The organism is Acinetobacter sp. SH20PTE14, from assembly GCF_021391555.1.
Lineage (GTDB): Bacteria > Pseudomonadota > Gammaproteobacteria > Pseudomonadales > Moraxellaceae > Acinetobacter > Acinetobacter amyesii.
Genome location: NZ_CP090067.1, coordinates 2249280 through 2265804 on the forward strand (window position 1 = coordinate 2249280; position 16525 = coordinate 2265804).

A 16525-nucleotide genomic window follows, 5' to 3' on the forward strand; every position below is an offset into this window, starting at 1 on the left:
ACAAATGTTAATTTCGGTTAAATAATAGACCGAGATCATTAGACTATAGTCTAAAGACTGCATTTTTTACGCCCATTATCAGGCTGAAAAATACCAACTATAGAAGTAAACTATCCTTAAGTCCTAATTTTAAGCCCAGTATTTGCATGAAAAATAAACGAAATATTTACAAAGATTTTGAACATCCTTTTGCGCAATTTGTCCGTATCGTGGGTAAAGGCAAAAATGGTGCACGTTCGCTCACTTATGATGAAGCCTACCAAGCGTTCAGCATGATCTTAAAAGATGAGGTTTTAGACGTTCAATTGGGCGCTTTCTTGATGTTATTGCGTGTAAAAGAAGAATCAGTTGATGAACTCACTGGCTTTGTCCAAGCCACACGTGATCAGCTCAAGTTTAAAAAACTTGATGTTGATTTAGATTGGTCATCTTATGCAGGTAAACGCAAACATTATCCTTGGTTTTTATTGGCCGCATTAACGCTAGCAAAACACGGCTACAATGTCGTAATGCATGGCGCTTCAGGTCATACCATTAACCGCCTTTATACAGAACAAGTATTAGAGTATTTGGGTTTTCCTATTTGCCAAAATGATACAGATGTGGAACAGCAACTAATACAACGTCATTTTGCTTATATTCCGCTCGACGTCATTTCACCAATACTTAGTGATTTAATTTCACTGCGCAATGTGATGGGTTTACGTTCCCCAATTCACACCCTTGCCCGCCTAATAAATCCGTTTAATGCCAAAGCCACCATGCAAGCTATTTTCCATCCAGCCTATCGTGGATCACACCAACGTGCGGCATTTCAATTGGGTTATCAAAATAGTGCTGTCATTAAGGGTGAAGGTGGTGAATTCGAACGTAACCCCGATGCAAAAACATTAATTTGTGGTATCAAGGATGGTGAAATGTATGAACATGAATTGCCTAAACTGACGGACAACCGCAGTCCAGTCGAAGAAGAACTTGATTTGGCCATTTTTAAAGCCGTGTGGGACGGTCAGCAGGCACATGAATATGGTGAAATCGCGGTCACCGAAACCATGGGAATCGCACTGTATACCATGGGTGCCATCGCAAGTTTTGATGAAGCAATGCAAACTGCCAAAACCATGTGGGCAAATCGTCACGCTTAAATAAGCAGATATGAAGCAACAAATTTAGGTATGCATCAGCTAATAAAAAAGCCAGCATTAAGCTGGCTTTTTCAATCAGAAAGAAAAAGGATTAAACGAAACGAATCGGCTTGAACTCAGGTTCTTCCACATGTGAGTCGCAATGCTCATCTTCTTCTTTGGTCCCGCGGTCGATATAACCACTACGCTCATCTTCTGGCAAATGTTTAATTTCCCATGCATACACCGCTTGCATACAAATTTGACGTTGTTCTTGAGTCAGCGCTACGCCATTTGGCCATTTACCAATTTCAATTGCCGTTTTTAATCGACCAACAATTTCAGGATCGAGTACGGCAAGCATCTGTTCAATATTCATAATTAATCCTGCTTTAATGAGTCAAAATCTTGGTTCCAGCCTAGCTTGGTACGACATGCCATATAGAAGTCATAACCAGGTGGATGTAATAAGTTGAGCTTAAATGGATGTTTGCGGATATGTAAACTATCGCCTACACCCAATGATACACTGTGTTGACCATCGGCACTGACCATTGGTAAAACACGGTTTTCACGAATCAAAATTTTAATTTCACTTTGTCCGCCCACGACAATCGGACGTGACGACAAAGTATGAGGATGCATTGGCACTAAGGCAATCGCATCCATACTTGGGTGGACAATCGGACCACCACCAGATAATGCATAAGCTGTAGAGCCAGTTGGTGTCGAAACAATTAAACCATCACTGTGTTGGCGGTATACATATTGCCCATCAATATTCAGTTCAAAGTCGATCATATGTACCGATTTACCTGAATGCAGCACAATATCATTTAAAGCCACGGCATCATAAATCGACTCACCTTTCGAGCGAATTTCCATTTCCAGCAAGAAACGTCGATCCAACTGAAACTCGCCTTTGAGCACTTGATCTAACTTGAAAATCACTTCTGTCGGTTTGATATCGGTCAGGAAGCCCAAACGACCACGGTTCACCCCAATCACAGGAGTATTATATTTCACCAAGGCACGTGCAGCATGAAGCAATGAACCATCACCGCCGACTACGATCACCAAATCGACGACTTCACCCAATAAATTACGGCTAACCGTCTGAGTATTATTATAGGGAACCAGCTGCGCTGTTTGCGTATCAAATACAGGATGTAATCCCAAACTCAAAATATGATCGTGGATCAAACATAGGGTTTCGATCACTGATGATTTGTCTGGACGACCAATCAACCCAATGTTTCGAAATGATTTATGTGAAATTTGCACCTGCGCTTTTGCTCCGCTTCGCCTCATTGGTATCATATCACTAACAGAAATGATTTAAAAAAACTTTAAAGTTTCGACTTTAGTGAAGTAGCTTCCAATATTTTGCATACATATAACAGTTTAAATATTGCAAAATACTGAAAAGCTTCGCATGATTAGCAAAATTTCTCAGGGTCTTATCACTATTTATGAAGTCTGAACGTGGCATAGGCATAATTGCACTGATTTTTTCGCTGTTGATTATCGGCGGATTTCTCGTGTTCAGCATTTATCTTATTCGTCTTGATAATATTGTACGGGATAAATTCGAAGGTCAACGTTGGGACATTCCAGCCAAGGTATTTGCTCGTCCTTTAGAAATTTATACCAATGCGCCTGTAAGCCAAGCAGACCTCAACCAAGAACTGAAACTTTTGGGCTATAACGCTCAAGACAGCTATGCGAAAACGGGAAGTTACGTTACTTCTGGCAATGTGACCTATATCCATACGCGTGGTTTTGACTTTGGTGATAGTGTCGACCCTGAACAAGTCCTTAAAGTGACCTTTGGTGAAGATCAAATCACTGAGGTAAGTGCGACCAAGCCTTCAAGCAGTGGTATTGCCCGCTTAGAGCCGATGTTAATTGGTGGTATTTATCCTCAGCACAATGAAGACCGTGTGCTGATCAAACTTGATAAAGTACCTAAGCCTTTAATCCAAGCTTTAATTGCTACCGAAGACCGTAATTTCTATCAGCATCATGGTATTTCCATTCGCGGTACAGCACGTGCCATCGTAAGTAATGTCACCGGTGGTAAACGTCAAGGTGGTTCGACCCTCACTCAGCAATTGGTGAAAAATTTCTATTTATCGCCTGAAAAAACCATTAAACGTAAGGCCAACGAAGCCTTAATGGCGATGCTGATTGAACTTCACTATGACAAAGATGAAATTCTTGAAGCTTATTTAAATGAAGTGAACTTAGGTCAAAACGGTAATTATTCAATCAATGGTTATGGTTTAGCCTCACAATTCTATTTTGGTTTACCGCTGCGTGAACTAAATATTGCTCAGCAGGCGTATTTAGTCGGTTTGGTTCAAGGTCCGACCCTATATAATCCGTGGAAAAACCCTGAAGGTGCGATTAAACGCCGTAATATTGTGTTAAACAATATGGTAGTGATGGGCTATTTAACTCAGGAACAATATGAAACTGAGTCAGCGCGTCCATTAAATGTCATTACTAAACCAACATTGGGCCCTTCTCGCTTCCCTGACTATATGGATATCGTGCGTCGTCAATTGCGTACCGAATACCAAGAAAGCGATTTGACCAATCAAGGTCTGCGTATTTTCACCGCGATGGACCCGATTGCTCAAACTCGTGTACAAACTGCATTTAAAGAATCTGTGGCACGTTTAAGTAATGCCAATCCAGCACGCTTGAAAGAATTACAAGGCGCGGTACTGGTGTCTCATCCTGAAAATGGTGAATTGGTTTCAGCAGTCGGTTCAACGCAGGACTTTACTGGCTTTAACCGTACAATGGATGCTAAACGTCAAGTCGGTTCATTGCTAAAACCTGTGATTTACCTCAGTGCGATAGAATCAAACCGTTATAACTGGGCGAGTCAAATCGAAGACAGTCCTATCAGCATTCAAAGTGATGGCAAAGCTTGGACACCGAAAAACTATAGTGGTGGTGCACATGGTGTCGTACCAATGGTCGATGCCCTATCAAACTCTTATAACCTCTCTGCGGTACGCTTAGGTCAAGAGTTCGGTATGTCGACTTTTATTAACCATCTGAAAAAGTTTGGTGTGACTTCTAATATTCCAAGCTACCCTTCGATTTACCTTGGTGCTATCGATATGTCACCGATGGAAGTGATGAGTGTGTATGGCAACTTTGCAACCGGTGGCTTCAAATATCCAGTGAAAGCTATTCGTTCAGTGGTCGATGCCAATGGTCGTTTATTAGATCGTTATAGCTTAACGGTACAACCGACTATTGCACCTGATGCAGCCTTTATCTTGAACTATGGTTTACAACAAGTCATGAGTTCAGGGACAGGCCGTTCTGCTTATGCATCATTACCAGCTTCACTCAAACTTGCAGGTAAATCAGGGACAACCAATGATACGCGTGACTCATGGTTTGCAGGTTATTCAGGTAATTATTTAAGTGTGGTTTGGTTAGGTTTAGACAACAACAAAGTTACAGGCTTAACGGGTTCGTCAGGAGCACTTCCTGTTTGGACCAATGTGATGAAGCAGTTACGTCAAAAACCAGTTAATTTACGTCAACCAGACAGCGTACAGTGGCATTGGTTAGACCGTTATTCAGGTAATTTATCTGCGCAGCATTGTACAGGTGCGATGTATATTCCTCTTTCGCGCAACTCCATTCCAAATCAAGCTACGGCATGTGGTTCGACACAATATGAAGTAGAACCTTACACAGTTGATACTGAAGAGACGCAGCCAACTCAGGAGCAAAATGATAGTTTAGGTGACTACATTCGTGAAAGTGATGTCGATAATGATCAGGGTTCATCTGATCAACCTCGCATCATCTCAAGTGGAGAGTATTCAAATTAAACTGCACAACATTAAAGTTTTAAAAACGTTCAGTATTCTGAGCGTTTTGACGATTATTTTGGCAGGTTGCCAAACCATGATCGAACCTGAGCAAAAGCCGCCTGCTGCACCTGAAAAAAAGGCAGATATCCATGACCCTTCTAGGGTCATTATTACTCCATATGACCATCCAGAAATTAAGCGTCAACGTATCGTTATTCCTGAGCAGAAAACCCAAATTCAAAAGTTTGATGATGGCCGCGACTTACCTGCATTCAAAAAATTGATGCAAACTACGCAAACCGCTTATGCCAATGGAAAATGGAATGAAGCTGAAAGTGCGGCAACTCAAGCACAGCGTTTGGCACCACAATCTGCGGAAACTTTTTTATATTTGGCAATGATCGCCAATCGAAAAAATCAACCTGCGAATGCAGAATCGTTGGCACTGCGTGGATTAAGCTATGCTCAAACCAAGCCGATGAAACAACAGCTTTGGAATGTTGTTTTAAAAGCCGGTCAAATGCAAAAGAAAAGCAGCACCATTCAAAAAGCACAACAAGCAATTAAAGCTCTTTAAGCACCCCGTAAAAAAGCTTGATCTTAATTGAGATCAAGCTTTTTTATTTAAAACATACTAAAAGTAAGCTTATTTCCAATAGTTACTTTAAGTCTAAAATATCGACTTTAAATACAAATTTAATTCAATACACACTTTAATTTAAAAATTGCGAATACCTGCCACCCCATAAGCATGATGCTGCTGTGCAATAGGTAGCAATTCAGGACGCATGCCACCTAAAGCAAAAACAGGGATTTCTATGCCTCGTGCAATCTCAGAAAAATGCGCCCATCCCATACCTTGCGCCTCAGGATGACTTTGTGTCGCGAGAACTGGGCTCATAAGAATAGCATCACAGCCAATTTTTTGTGCATGCAGTGCAGAAACTTGATCATGACAAGCTGCGATATAGCGCTTCCCAAGCTGTAAATCACCTTTATTTTTTTGCAGCAATTGGTGCTGTTTAAGATGTAATGCTGAAATATGTGCGTGCACCTCTGTAGAGAGCAATGACCATAGATCTTCATTAATTATCAGTTGTTTTAAAATCACGGTAGGTAATTGATTTAATGCCGCTGCATTTTCTGCGCTGGCATCGACTCGCCAATAATACAACAGCGTCTCTTGAAGCGTTTCAAGTGTTGGTAGATCGGCGGTGATTTTGATCTGTTGCTGCCAATATAAACGCTGCAAAATAGCTTGATTGGCCTTTGGAAAATTCAAGCTCATGAGTTGTTGACGCGAATACCAGGCCCATGGCTTTTGGATTTCATTCAGCAACGCATGCGGGACGGTGGCATGAAATAAATGCAATTTCACAATAACATCATCGTATTCATGTTGAATAAAATCAAAAGCATGCCAGTCATGTAAACCAATTCCAACTTCTTCAAAAATTTCACGACGACACGCTTGTTCAGGACTTTCACCCTGCTCAACTTTACCACCCGGAAACTCATGTTTATTGCCCTGATGTTGTTTTGCTTCACGCCAACCCACCAGTACTTTGTCTTGATGCAATAAAATCGCAATGGCGACATCGATTTGCGGTTTCGACATAGTTCCCTGCTCTCTACTCTGTTCCAATTGATATCCAAGTGTAAGCAAATTTATCTTTTTTATAAAATCCTAAAATTACCGTTGACAGGCCTATTCGATAATGATTATCATTTAAACCATTCAGAAATACACCACGGAGTCGACGGAATGAACGCACCATTTAGCCTTTTTACTCGTAGCAATGAAGCACACCACTCGCTGCCAATGCTACATTCAAACAACCTTTTTGCTTTAGGACGTGAAATTCGCATTATGCATGCAGGTGAAGAATATCGACTACGTTTAACACGAAATAATCGCCTTATTTTGACCAAATAATTTCTGATAAAAATAATAATTATCAGCGCAATAAAAATAATCGTGGACACAAGCAGTAAGCCATTCGCTTACTGCTTTTTAAGTTTTGTACTTAGTTAAATTAAGTTTTATAGCTACTCAAACTTAATTTAAATCGCGACATTCATCTTCCTCTCACAACACTCTTTCGCTCAAATTCCATAGGGCAAATCATGTTTTTAGCGGAATGGAAAAATGAGTTGTACCTTTAAGCCGCCCAGTTCAGATGCATCCACATTTAAATGGCATTGATGTAACTGTACAATTTTTTGGGCAATTGAAATACCTAAACCTGAACCTTGTGTCTTTGTTCCCAATACGCGGTAAAATCGCTCGCCAATGCGTTGCAATTCTGCAGCTGTCAGTCCTGCACCTTGATTTTCGATCGTCCAAACCGCCTGCTGTGCTGTTACCGTTAAATCAATCTTGACCTGTCCTTGCTCAGGACTATAGCGAATAGCGTTATCGACTAAATTGCGTAGACAGCTAAACATCAACTCTGCGTTCATCTCAAACTGTACAGACTGGGTCTGTAGCTTCAATTCGATCTGCTTTTCTTCAATAAAAGGCTGTAAAACGTCAAGGACTTGTAAACTCAGCTGTTCTAAGTCGTCTTGTTTTTTATCTAATTGCTCCGATTGCGTCGGGTCGAGCCGTGCCAAAATTAGTAGATTTTCCAACACGCGTGTTCCTCGATTAACATCGTGCTGTATGCTCAATAAATCCTGCTGAATGTCGGGATATTTTCGTTTTAATACCTGAAGTCGCATTTGAATCGCAGACAGCGGTGAGCGTAATTCATGTGAGGCATCGGAGGTAAAGCGTTGTTCCGCCTCTAAGGCCTGATCTAATCGGTTTAATAAAAAATTCAGCTGTGTTTGGATCGGTTCTAGTTCCTGTAATACAGGTTCAGCTAAGACAATGGCTTGTAAGTCATCTACATTTTTTTCAGCGATTTGTTTTGAAAAAAGCTGTAAAACTTTCAATTGACGTTTAATCAAAATATGCAGTAATAGCCATTGGATCAACCAGACAATCAACAGAATCCCTGCATAGCCTAGTACGCTTTGCAGCGTTTCCCTCAGCCGTGTTTTCATCGGTTGAATGATTTGTACGGTTAATCCATCGTCCTGAAGTGCATAGCTACGCCAAAGCGCGCCTTCTCTCCATTGATAATGCAACCCTTGTTTTAAATTGGGCTGATGTTCAAATGCTGTGTGTTGTTCCGATGTGGTTAAGACTTGCGACCCTTGCATGAGTTGATATTGCATATCAAACTCTTCACTCAGTTCATCTATTTGTTCGTCTTGCTTCAGCGTTAGATCAGTAGCAGTAAGCATATCTGCCACTTCGTCCATCAGGGCATCGTGTACATTCATGATGTGATAAAGACCAAATCCCAACATCAGACACAGGGAGATTGCTCCCGCCCAAATTGCACTGAGCAGTGAGGTTTTAATCAGTTGCGACTGTAAGGAAATGCTTTTTTTATCACTCATAGACTTAACTTTGTTGCGGAAGATTCATGCGATAACCCAAACCCCTTAAGGTTTTAATGTAATCACTGCCAATCTTCTTACGCAATTGGTAAATAAAAACTTCGATCGCATTACTTTCAACTTCATCGCCCCAAGCATAGAGTGATTCTTCGAGTTGGCTACGCGTCATAATATGCTCTGGATTCAACATCATCTTATGCAAAATTTGATATTCACGCGATGTCAGCGTAATCAATTCCGTATTTTTACGCAGCATTTTGGCTTGTACATCTAAACATAAATCACCAAAAGTCAAACAATTATCACGCTGCTGATGATGCAAGCGTAATTGGGCACGCACCCTTGCTGACAACTCTTCCAAGCTAAAGGGTTTCACCAAATAATCATGGGCTCCCAGATCTAAACCTTCAACACGATCTGCAATACTGTCCCGAGCAGTAATGAATAAAACTGGTGTAAGCGGATGCAACTGTACGATACGTTTTAAAATTTCATCACCAGTTACTTTTGGTAAGCCACGATCTAAAAGTATGCATTCATATTGATGTTGTTCTAAAGCCAAAATAGCGTGATCGCCTCGCTCAACCCAATCGACACTATAGCCATCCATTTCAAGCCATGTTTTTATACTGTCTGCTTGGGATGTATCATCTTCTGCCAATAAAATTCGCATCTTACCTACCCTATTTCTATGGTTCCGACTTCAGTGTATCGAACTTTTGCTCATATCTACTCAAATCATAAAAAAACCACAGCAAGCCGTGGTTTTTTTATGGAGCAGCACTGAAATGAATAACAGGCTAAATTAAAATTTTACTTGATCGACATCAACTTCAACGCGTTTCGTCGGTTTGTAATCAATGTCGATTTCTCCAATGAGCGTTACCGGTGTTTTAGCTGAAATCGCTTTGCCTTGCCAAAGTTCATCATCAATATCCACCGTAATGCTGCCTGTGCTATCGCGGAACTGATATTTTTCATCGCCCATCGATTTCACAACATAACCTTTCAATTGAACTTTACTATCATCTTTTAAGCCTAAAGCATGTTTCACCGATGTGGTTTTCACTGGCGCAACTGCTGTTTGATTGACTGCTGTATTCGCAACTGCAACCGATGCCACACCTGCAAATGCTAAACCACATACCAATTGAGTGAATGTTTTCATCTTCGATCTCTCTTACTTTGTCTATTTCGATAGCGCTATTTAAACAAAGCAAGATGAGTCGAATCTTAAGATGCAAAGACGTTTTTATTTATTTGATCAAACCATTAGTTGAGCGGTACGACACGCAGAACTTCCTCTAAAGTCGTCACCCCTGCAAGTACTTTACGCGCACCTGCAATTCGTAATGGCTCGACATGCTCTTTACGTGCCTGTGTACGTAGTTGGGTTAGATCTGCATTGGCACCAATCAATTGCTTGGTTTCAATACTGAGTGGCATAAATTCATAAATCCCCACACGGCCTTTATATCCCGTTTGACGGCATTCATCACAGCCCACCGCCTCGTAGACAAAATCAGGCATTTGTATCGCATATTCAAAGGTCAAATGTTTCCACTCTTGTTCATTGATAAAAGTCTCACGCTTACAATGTGGACAGAGTTGACGAACCAAACGTTGTGCCAAAACCCCTAAAATGGTCGCTGCCGTTAAAAAAGGCTGAATCCCCAGATCATGTAATCGCGTCAAACTCGATGGTGCATCATTGGTATGTAAAGTTGAAAGCACCAAATGACCTGTTAATGCAGCTTGGATCGCCATATTTGCCGTATCATGATCTCGGATCTCCCCGACCATGATAATGTCAGGGTCTTGACGCATTAACGCCCGTACACCATCGGCAAAGCCTAGATCAATCCCTGTATTCACCTGCATTTGGTTAAAGCTTGGCTCTAACATCTCAATCGGGTCTTCAATGGTGCAGACATTCACTTCTTCGGTTGCCAATTGTTTGAGTGATGAATAAAGCGTGGTGGTTTTACCCGAACCCGTCGGACCAGTCACTAAAATAATACCGTGACTATGACTGGTTAAGGCCTTCCAATCATCTAACAGACGCCCTTCAAAACCGAGCTGTTGGAAACTACGTACCAAGACTTCAGGGTCAAAAATACGCATGACTAACTTTTCACCAAAGGCCGTTGGCAACGTCGATAAACGTAGCTCTGTTTCTTGGCCTTTGGGGGTACGGGTTTTTAAACGTCCATCTTGCGGCTTACGTTTTTCAGCCACATTCATCCGACCTAAGATCTTAATTCGTGAAACCACAGCTGTCAGTGTATTTGCTGGCATGTTGTAGATGGTATGCAATACGCCATCGATACGAAAACGCACCTTTCCTGTATCTTTACGCGGCTCGAGGTGAATATCACTTGCACCTTGTTCGAAGGCAAACTGTAAGACCCAATCCACAAGCTTCACAATATGCTGATCATTGGCATCTGGATTTTGTGTATCACCTAATTGTAATAGTGCTTCAACGCCTTTATTTTCACGGTCATAACTCGATGATTTTTGCGAATTACTGACTGCGCGACTCACTTGGTAATATTCAACCAAATAACGCTGTAGTTGATCTGGACTGAGCAATACACGCTGAATCTTCCGTGGTAAAACTGTTCTCTCTAAATTGGCAATCCATTCATTTTTATAAGGTTGATCCGTTGCAATCAGCACATGTTCATTTTGTAATTCCACCGCTAAAATGCGATTTCGTACTGCAAATTCTTGCGACATAATAGCTGTCAAAGCAGGCACATCAGCTTTTAGAGGATCGATAATATAAAACGGTACACCAGACTTTTCTGCTAACCATTGACAGAGTCTATTCAATGTTAAGGTAGACTGTGGATGACTCTGATCGACTAAATTAAAATTGGCAATCCATTGTAAAGGATGCCATTTCAACTGCTCACGCTGACGGTGCGTGGTTTGTATCAGTATTTTGTCCCGTTCAGTAATACGTCCATCTTTTTGTAATTGGTCTAAACACCAAGAAGTGTCAATTTCAAAATTAAAAGTCATTGTTCTATGTTCCCCAAACATAAAACTACTATAGCAAAAAATTCTAAAGGCACGCTTGTGTCATTTGTGTTTTGCACATAGGTTTTCTGAAAGCATACTATTTTTTTATTAATGAAATCATTCATAAATTTAAGCTATAATAGAGTTGCCTATAAGGGCTTTATAATTACGATATAAGAAGATTTATGATGAAAATAAAAATATTAGCAATTTGTACCATGACTATTCTTAGCTTAACTGCCTGCGGCGGTGGCGGTGGAAACTCAACCTCTAATAATGACTCCAGCGAAAATCCACCAGTACCAAATGCTGCTTTCCAACAGTGGTCAACTTTTGAACTCGACAGTGAAAGTGATGTGCTGTCATACGAAAGTGATACTGCAACTATCGATAATGGTAAACTATATACTTCAGAAAGTAGCGATTCATTTATGGTCACAGCGAATGGCTTGTATGATGAAGGATCTCTACACAGTTCGTATGGCTATCTGAATGGCAATATATCCATTGCAAATAATGTGTGGACGCTAAGTCCTCATTCCTCTATTAATTCATCAGGTCTAAAAATTACGACAACAATGAAGTCCTTCAATCTTGAAGGTGAAATCCTAGCATCTCAAGTTGATGCCTATAATTATTGGATCATAAAAAATAATATTACTGATTCAAGCAACTATATTTCTAACGATGCTCTCAAATACTTAACAGCTATTTCAAATATTAAGTTTCCCGCTGGTTCTCGCTGTTTACAATTAAATAAAGTATCAAATAGTGAACAGTATTTAGATTTAACAGATTCCTCAGATAGTGATAGTCAAAGTTTTTTAGCTGACTGGTGGGCTGATCTTAGTACAGATATTACTGCGAAAAAATACATCATGAAAGATACTGTAGCCTATACCGTAGCTGATGATGAGAGTGAATATGGCGTAGCTCAATATAAAAATCGTTTTTATGACGCTTACCTATCTCCTAAAGGAGTGGAATACAATATGCAGGATTTAATTAAGGTTATTGATAATTGGATAAATACTTCAACTAATCCTACTCAAAAAACTCAATTTTTAGAGTTTAAACAATTAGCTGAGAACTCTTGCAGCATGTATAACGATGTTGCTCTTAACGCGATCAAACAAAGTTTTGCGGCAAATAAATAATTTACATATTTAATAAAAAAGGAGCTAAAAGCTCCTTTTTTATTGAGATATATCAATAATCAGAATTTGTAGATCACAGACCTGAAATTTTACATTCAATCCACCAAATAACATGCCATACACACGCTCATCATCATGCTGATAGGCAGGACGTGGATCTAAACTCAATACTTGTTCCAGTTCTGCTGTTAATTGTTCGGTTAAATTGCCATTATTCAAAAATACCTGTTTTTGTTGCTCAGCGTGCTCTGACCAAATCACAGATTTTCTTTCTGGCTCATCCTGCGCATAACCACTTTGCGCATCCATAACTGCATCTGAATATTGAATATAGGGTTTGATATCTAAAATTGGTGTTCCATCCAACAAATCACTACCGACAACATAGACACGTACCGATTTACCGACTTTTTTCACCCCTTTGAGCTGCACAACCGACAAGCCCATAGGTGACGGCCGGTACATACTTCGTGTCGCAAATACCCCGATTTTTTGATTACCACCTAAACGCGGAGGACGAACTTGCGGACGAAATTTTGTCGAATCTGCATTTTTATTTTCATGAAACTGCCAAATCAACCAAAGATGACTAAAATCTTCAATCCCCTCAAAAGCCAATAAATCGTTATAAGGTTCTACCATTTCAATATAAGATTCGACTTGCACCAAATTTGGCTGACGTGGAATACCAAACTTTTCTCGGTAGGGAGATTTCATATACCCGATAATTGGCATTTTAAGCTCAGACATAATCACTTTTTCTGATAAGTTCAATTAAATATATTCAGTTTATCGAGAATGATTTTAGATTAGAATAGTAAGCTGTTCTAATTTGATAATTTTATTGAGACCTTTAATGGCTGCTTTTAACGTCGAAAAGATTACTCACGTCCACCATTGGAATGACACTTTATTCTCTTTTAAAACCACTCGCGATACTGCGTTACGTTTTAAAAACGGTCAATTTGTGATGATCGGCCTTGAAGTAAATGGTAAGCCTTTAATGCGCGCTTATTCTATTGCAAGCGCAAACTATGAAGAAGAATTAGAGTTTTTCTCTATTAAAGTTCCAGATGGTCCTTTAACGTCTATTTTACAAAAAGTAAAAGTTGGCGATGAAATTTTAGTGTCTAAAAAACCTACAGGTACTTTAGTTCTAGATGACTTAAACCCTGGTAAAAACTTATACCTACTTTCTTCAGGTACAGGTCTTGCACCGTTCCTTTCTGTAATTCGTGACCCTGAAACTTACGAACGTTTTGAAAAAATCATCGTTGTACATGGTACTCGTTTCATTTCGGAATTGGCTTATCAAGATTTAATCTTAGATGAAATTCCTAACCACGAATTCTTTGGTGAATTAGGCGCGAAAGAAAAATTGGTTTATTACCCTACAGTAACCCGTGAAGAATTCCATACTCAAGGCCGTGTAACTACTGCCATTGAAACTGGTCAACTTTTCGAAAAAATTGGTCTTCCACGTTTCAACCCTGAAACTGACCGCGCAATGCTTTGTGGTTCACCTGCATTCCTAGACGACGTTGCTGCACTACTTGACCAGCACGGTCTGAAAGAATCTCCTAAGATGGGCGTTCTAGGCGACTACGTGATCGAGCGTGCATTCGTTGAAAAATAATTAGTTTGAATCAGATAAAACGAGGCTTTTGCCTCGTTTTTTATTACTGCTAATTCATCCCACTTGGTATTTTAAATTTGGCATATAGAATCGCTTTCTAAGGGTTTCTCTTCAGGTTCATTTTGTATCTGTTCATATATAGGTCCAAGTTTTTTATCAGTTCTACGTCCTTTCCAACTACGATTAGACTCATATACAGTTCTCTGTCTAAAATAACTAAACGGCTCTACATTTGCCACAAACCCATATTTAGAGTCATGTATATAATTTGAATAAAAATCTACAGCTTCTTGAGAGACGTCTTTTTCCCAACTTTCCAACTCCCACTCATCAATATGCACAAGCATTTCATACAGTTTAAATGCAGGATAAAAAATTCTAAAAAGGTGTTTTACACCCGTAATATTTGACTGATTAAATGTAGTATAGTTCTTTGTCCACTTAATACGTTCAACTTCAGTTGCCATATCAGCAGGTCCGGTTGGAAACTCAAAACCATCCTCCTCCCTAGAAATTTGGCTAACTGAACGCGAAGCATTTGCTTGCTCAATATCACCATTAATTAAATGTTTTTGTCTTCTTCGGTGTAACGTTCCATAAGAACCATAATATAATTTCATGTAATTTTGGATATCATGTTCTGTAACACCAGTAGAAGCACCTACTTCTTTTTTAACTGAATTAAATAATTGTTGTGTTTCTTCATTAATCTTGAATTCTTTTTCAAATAGTTCTTTATGTTCGCTTTCTAATTTTAAATAGTCAAAAATTTTTACATTCGCTGATACTGCAGCATCCATCATATGTTTTAAAGGTATTCTTGCGAAATTATTATCTACATTTTGTGAATTTGGCTGATAACCTCCTCCAACATCTGAGTGCATACCAGGATAAACTATTTCTTTCCACGTTTTTGGATTGGCTAATTTGCCATCTTTACGTATTAAATCAACAGGAAAAGAAAATCTTAATTCATTACCAGCAACCAAATGCAAGCAATTTTTAACCCTAGGATCAACTACCATATCGCGCCCTCTAAAGCTCAACTTATTCGGCATATTCGTAGCTGGTAAACCAAATGAAGCTACAGTATCAAACAATCCAAGAAATTGAATATCCAAAGGTATTTTTTCAGATTGTCCTGCTAGACTGTAGTTTAAACTTAAATCTTTACTTTCGTTATTCCAAATCATTTCATTAGAGAACACTCGTGCCAATGCAGCACCGCGGGAAAAACCAAAAATTGATAGATTGATTTTTTTAATTAATCGATGCTGGTTTAAATTAGCTTCGATTTTTGCTTCAGCTTCAATTTTACGTTCCTCAACTTGTGGCTTAAGAATCGCTTCAACTTGTTCAATTTTAAGTTTTAAAACGTTGGTTAACGTTTCACTAATCTGGTCTTCACCATATTCTAAGCGCCTAGATCCGCCAACTCCAGTAGCGCCACCAGTAGGAAATGTATCTTGAGAATTTGCTATTTGTTTGTCAATCCAATTATTAATCTCTCCATTAAATGGAGTTCCAACACCTGAAATGTAAATTGGATGACTTAACTGTATAGGCGTTTTTAGAGAACGCATTTCAAAGTTACTATAAGAAATAGCATTACGCCATAGTTTTGCAGGATTAGCTAACTTGGCAATTTTTTCATCATTCTCTAAATTATTTCCAGTTCCATCAAAAAAAACTGAAATATTAACTACATCAGAACAATCCTGTTTAGCATTAGGACCCTGATTAGAAACATCTTGATTACTATTCTTTATTTTCTGTAATTCATTAAACATAGTCTTCTCTTATTTTTTTTCTTTTGCATTCAATTCATCAATTATTTTTGCTCTCCACTCTAAACCTTTTTTAGTAGCACGAGGCAATTCATTTGATAAGGTAATCTCTACACTATCATCTGGATATAAATGTACTGCTAAGTATTTTTTACCTTTTATTTCTTCAGAAGTTAATATAGGAACATTGATTGCTGTATGTTTGCGGGAACTATTTGTTTCACCCCATTTAACAAATTGTGACCCAGTTAAAACTGCTGACCTTTTCGTTCCACTACCAAACCCACCGCCTAATTCTTCTTGATTTAATTCAACGATATAGGGGATATAATTAGCATCATAACCATAAGATGTTGTAGTCAAAACATATGTTTTTGTGGATCCTGTACTACACCCAACTAGACCCATCATTATAGTAATCGGCAGCATTACAATTTTTTTTAAAACATTCATTAACTTACCCTTAATTTTAAATATACAATTTTTAAAT

At 39.2% G+C, this 16525-nt stretch carries 16 protein-coding genes; 6 read left to right on the forward strand and 10 right to left on the reverse strand.

Annotated features, from left to right (window positions below):
• The first annotated feature begins 146 nt into the window (after positions 1–146).
• The gene (locus LXF01_RS11155) at positions 147–1145 is read left to right on the forward strand and encodes a glycosyl transferase family protein (protein WP_233944340.1); all 999 of its coding nucleotides are present in this window, start codon (positions 147–149) and stop codon (positions 1143–1145) included.
• Between the two features lie 91 nt (positions 1146–1236).
• Here LXF01_RS11155 and LXF01_RS11160 read toward each other — a convergent pair whose 3' ends face one another.
• Positions 1237–1503, reverse strand: a complete 267-nt coding sequence (locus LXF01_RS11160; protein ID WP_078189099.1) for a YeaC family protein — start codon at positions 1501–1503, stop codon at positions 1237–1239.
• A 2-nt stretch (positions 1504–1505) separates the two neighbouring features.
• A complete protein-coding gene (locus tag LXF01_RS11165; protein ID WP_078189100.1) occupies positions 1506–2444 on the reverse strand; it encodes an NAD(+) kinase in 939 nt (312 codons plus the stop codon).
• Positions 2445–2596: 152 nt separating this feature from the next.
• On the opposite strand from LXF01_RS11165, the gene mrcB reads away from it, so the two are divergent.
• On the forward strand, positions 2597–4990 hold the full coding sequence (gene mrcB, locus LXF01_RS11170) for a penicillin-binding protein 1B (RefSeq protein ID WP_233944341.1): 2394 nt from the start codon (positions 2597–2599) through the stop codon (positions 4988–4990).
• Between the two features lie 76 nt (positions 4991–5066).
• Positions 5067–5549: a tetratricopeptide repeat protein gene (locus LXF01_RS11175; RefSeq protein ID WP_233945463.1), complete on the forward strand. Its 483-nt coding sequence runs from the start codon at positions 5067–5069 to the stop codon at positions 5547–5549.
• Positions 5550–5690: 141 nt separating this feature from the next.
• Here the strand turns inward: LXF01_RS11175 and LXF01_RS11180 are convergent, their stop codons facing one another.
• On the reverse strand, positions 5691–6590 hold the full coding sequence (locus LXF01_RS11180) for an NUDIX domain-containing protein (RefSeq protein WP_233944342.1): 900 nt from the start codon (positions 6588–6590) through the stop codon (positions 5691–5693).
• A 147-nt stretch (positions 6591–6737) separates the two neighbouring features.
• On the opposite strand from LXF01_RS11180, the gene hemP reads away from it, so the two are divergent.
• Positions 6738–6908 (forward strand): hemin uptake protein HemP, encoded by a 171-nt coding sequence (gene hemP, locus LXF01_RS11185; RefSeq protein WP_078189103.1) that lies wholly within the window; start codon positions 6738–6740, stop codon positions 6906–6908.
• Between the two features lie 197 nt (positions 6909–7105).
• Here hemP and LXF01_RS11190 read toward each other — a convergent pair whose 3' ends face one another.
• From LXF01_RS11190 to LXF01_RS11205, 4 genes are all read right to left on the reverse strand, one after another.
• The gene (locus LXF01_RS11190; RefSeq protein WP_233944343.1) at positions 7106–8425 is read right to left on the reverse strand and encodes a sensor histidine kinase; all 1320 of its coding nucleotides are present in this window, start codon (positions 8423–8425) and stop codon (positions 7106–7108) included.
• Between the two features lie 4 nt (positions 8426–8429).
• Positions 8430–9098 carry a response regulator transcription factor gene (locus LXF01_RS11195; RefSeq protein WP_233944344.1) on the reverse strand — a complete coding sequence of 223 codons (669 nt, stop codon included), beginning with the start codon at positions 9096–9098 and terminating at the stop codon, positions 8430–8432.
• Positions 9099–9230: 132 nt separating this feature from the next.
• Positions 9231–9593 carry a NirD/YgiW/YdeI family stress tolerance protein gene (locus LXF01_RS11200; protein WP_233944345.1) on the reverse strand — a complete coding sequence of 121 codons (363 nt, stop codon included), beginning with the start codon at positions 9591–9593 and terminating at the stop codon, positions 9231–9233.
• A gap of 104 nt (positions 9594–9697) precedes the next feature.
• Positions 9698–11455 carry a GspE/PulE family protein gene (locus LXF01_RS11205; protein WP_180027311.1) on the reverse strand — a complete coding sequence of 586 codons (1758 nt, stop codon included), beginning with the start codon at positions 11453–11455 and terminating at the stop codon, positions 9698–9700.
• Between the two features lie 185 nt (positions 11456–11640).
• On the opposite strand from LXF01_RS11205, the gene LXF01_RS11210 reads away from it, so the two are divergent.
• Complete coding sequence (locus LXF01_RS11210) at positions 11641–12612, forward strand: hypothetical protein (protein WP_180113963.1); 972 nt, start codon at positions 11641–11643, stop codon at positions 12610–12612.
• 39 nt (positions 12613–12651) lie between these two features.
• Here the strand turns inward: LXF01_RS11210 and tsaA are convergent, their stop codons facing one another.
• Entirely contained in the window at positions 12652–13362 is a 711-nt protein-coding gene (tsaA, locus tag LXF01_RS11215; RefSeq protein WP_180115336.1) for a tRNA (N6-threonylcarbamoyladenosine(37)-N6)-methyltransferase TrmO, read from the reverse strand.
• A gap of 106 nt (positions 13363–13468) precedes the next feature.
• Here tsaA and LXF01_RS11220 point away from each other — a divergent pair, with 106 nt between their 5' ends.
• Positions 13469–14248, forward strand: coding sequence for a ferredoxin--NADP reductase (locus LXF01_RS11220; RefSeq protein WP_111885341.1), 780 nt, complete (start codon positions 13469–13471; stop codon positions 14246–14248).
• A 71-nt stretch (positions 14249–14319) separates the two neighbouring features.
• On the opposite strand, the gene LXF01_RS11225 is transcribed toward LXF01_RS11220, so the two are convergent.
• Together LXF01_RS11225 and LXF01_RS11230 are read right to left on the reverse strand one after the other, a co-directional pair.
• Entirely contained in the window at positions 14320–16038 is a 1719-nt protein-coding gene (locus LXF01_RS11225; protein ID WP_078194428.1) for a T6SS phospholipase effector Tle1-like catalytic domain-containing protein, read from the reverse strand.
• A 9-nt stretch (positions 16039–16047) separates the two neighbouring features.
• Entirely contained in the window at positions 16048–16488 is a 441-nt protein-coding gene (locus LXF01_RS11230) for a hypothetical protein (RefSeq protein WP_078194429.1), read from the reverse strand.
• Positions 16489–16525 lie beyond the last annotated feature (37 nt).

Bases quoted from the DNA above. Each gene is read 5' to 3' on its own strand.
- LXF01_RS11155 (WP_233944340.1), top strand. From the start codon at position 147: ATGAAAAATAAACGAAATATTTACAAAGATTTTGAACATCCTTTTGCG.
- LXF01_RS11160 (WP_078189099.1), bottom strand. From the start codon at position 1,503: ATGAATATTGAACAGATGCTTGCCGTACTCGATCCTGAAATTGTTGGT.
- LXF01_RS11165 (WP_078189100.1), bottom strand. From the start codon at position 2,444: ATGATACCAATGAGGCGAAGCGGAGCAAAAGCGCAGGTGCAAATTTCA.
- mrcB (WP_233944341.1), top strand. From the start codon at position 2,597: ATGAAGTCTGAACGTGGCATAGGCATAATTGCACTGATTTTTTCGCTG.
- LXF01_RS11175 (WP_233945463.1), top strand. From the start codon at position 5,067: ATGATCGAACCTGAGCAAAAGCCGCCTGCTGCACCTGAAAAAAAGGCA.
- LXF01_RS11180 (WP_233944342.1), bottom strand. From the start codon at position 6,590: ATGTCGAAACCGCAAATCGATGTCGCCATTGCGATTTTATTGCATCAA.
- hemP (WP_078189103.1), top strand. From the start codon at position 6,738: ATGAACGCACCATTTAGCCTTTTTACTCGTAGCAATGAAGCACACCAC.
- LXF01_RS11190 (WP_233944343.1), bottom strand. From the start codon at position 8,425: ATGAGTGATAAAAAAAGCATTTCCTTACAGTCGCAACTGATTAAAACC.
- LXF01_RS11195 (WP_233944344.1), bottom strand. From the start codon at position 9,098: ATGCGAATTTTATTGGCAGAAGATGATACATCCCAAGCAGACAGTATA.
- LXF01_RS11200 (WP_233944345.1), bottom strand. From the start codon at position 9,593: ATGAAAACATTCACTCAATTGGTATGTGGTTTAGCATTTGCAGGTGTG.
- LXF01_RS11205 (WP_180027311.1), bottom strand. From the start codon at position 11,455: ATGACTTTTAATTTTGAAATTGACACTTCTTGGTGTTTAGACCAATTA.
- LXF01_RS11210 (WP_180113963.1), top strand. From the start codon at position 11,641: ATGATGAAAATAAAAATATTAGCAATTTGTACCATGACTATTCTTAGC.
- tsaA (WP_180115336.1), bottom strand. From the start codon at position 13,362: ATGTCTGAGCTTAAAATGCCAATTATCGGGTATATGAAATCTCCCTAC.
- LXF01_RS11220 (WP_111885341.1), top strand. From the start codon at position 13,469: ATGGCTGCTTTTAACGTCGAAAAGATTACTCACGTCCACCATTGGAAT.
- LXF01_RS11225 (WP_078194428.1), bottom strand. From the start codon at position 16,038: ATGTTTAATGAATTACAGAAAATAAAGAATAGTAATCAAGATGTTTCT.
- LXF01_RS11230 (WP_078194429.1), bottom strand. From the start codon at position 16,488: ATGAATGTTTTAAAAAAAATTGTAATGCTGCCGATTACTATAATGATG.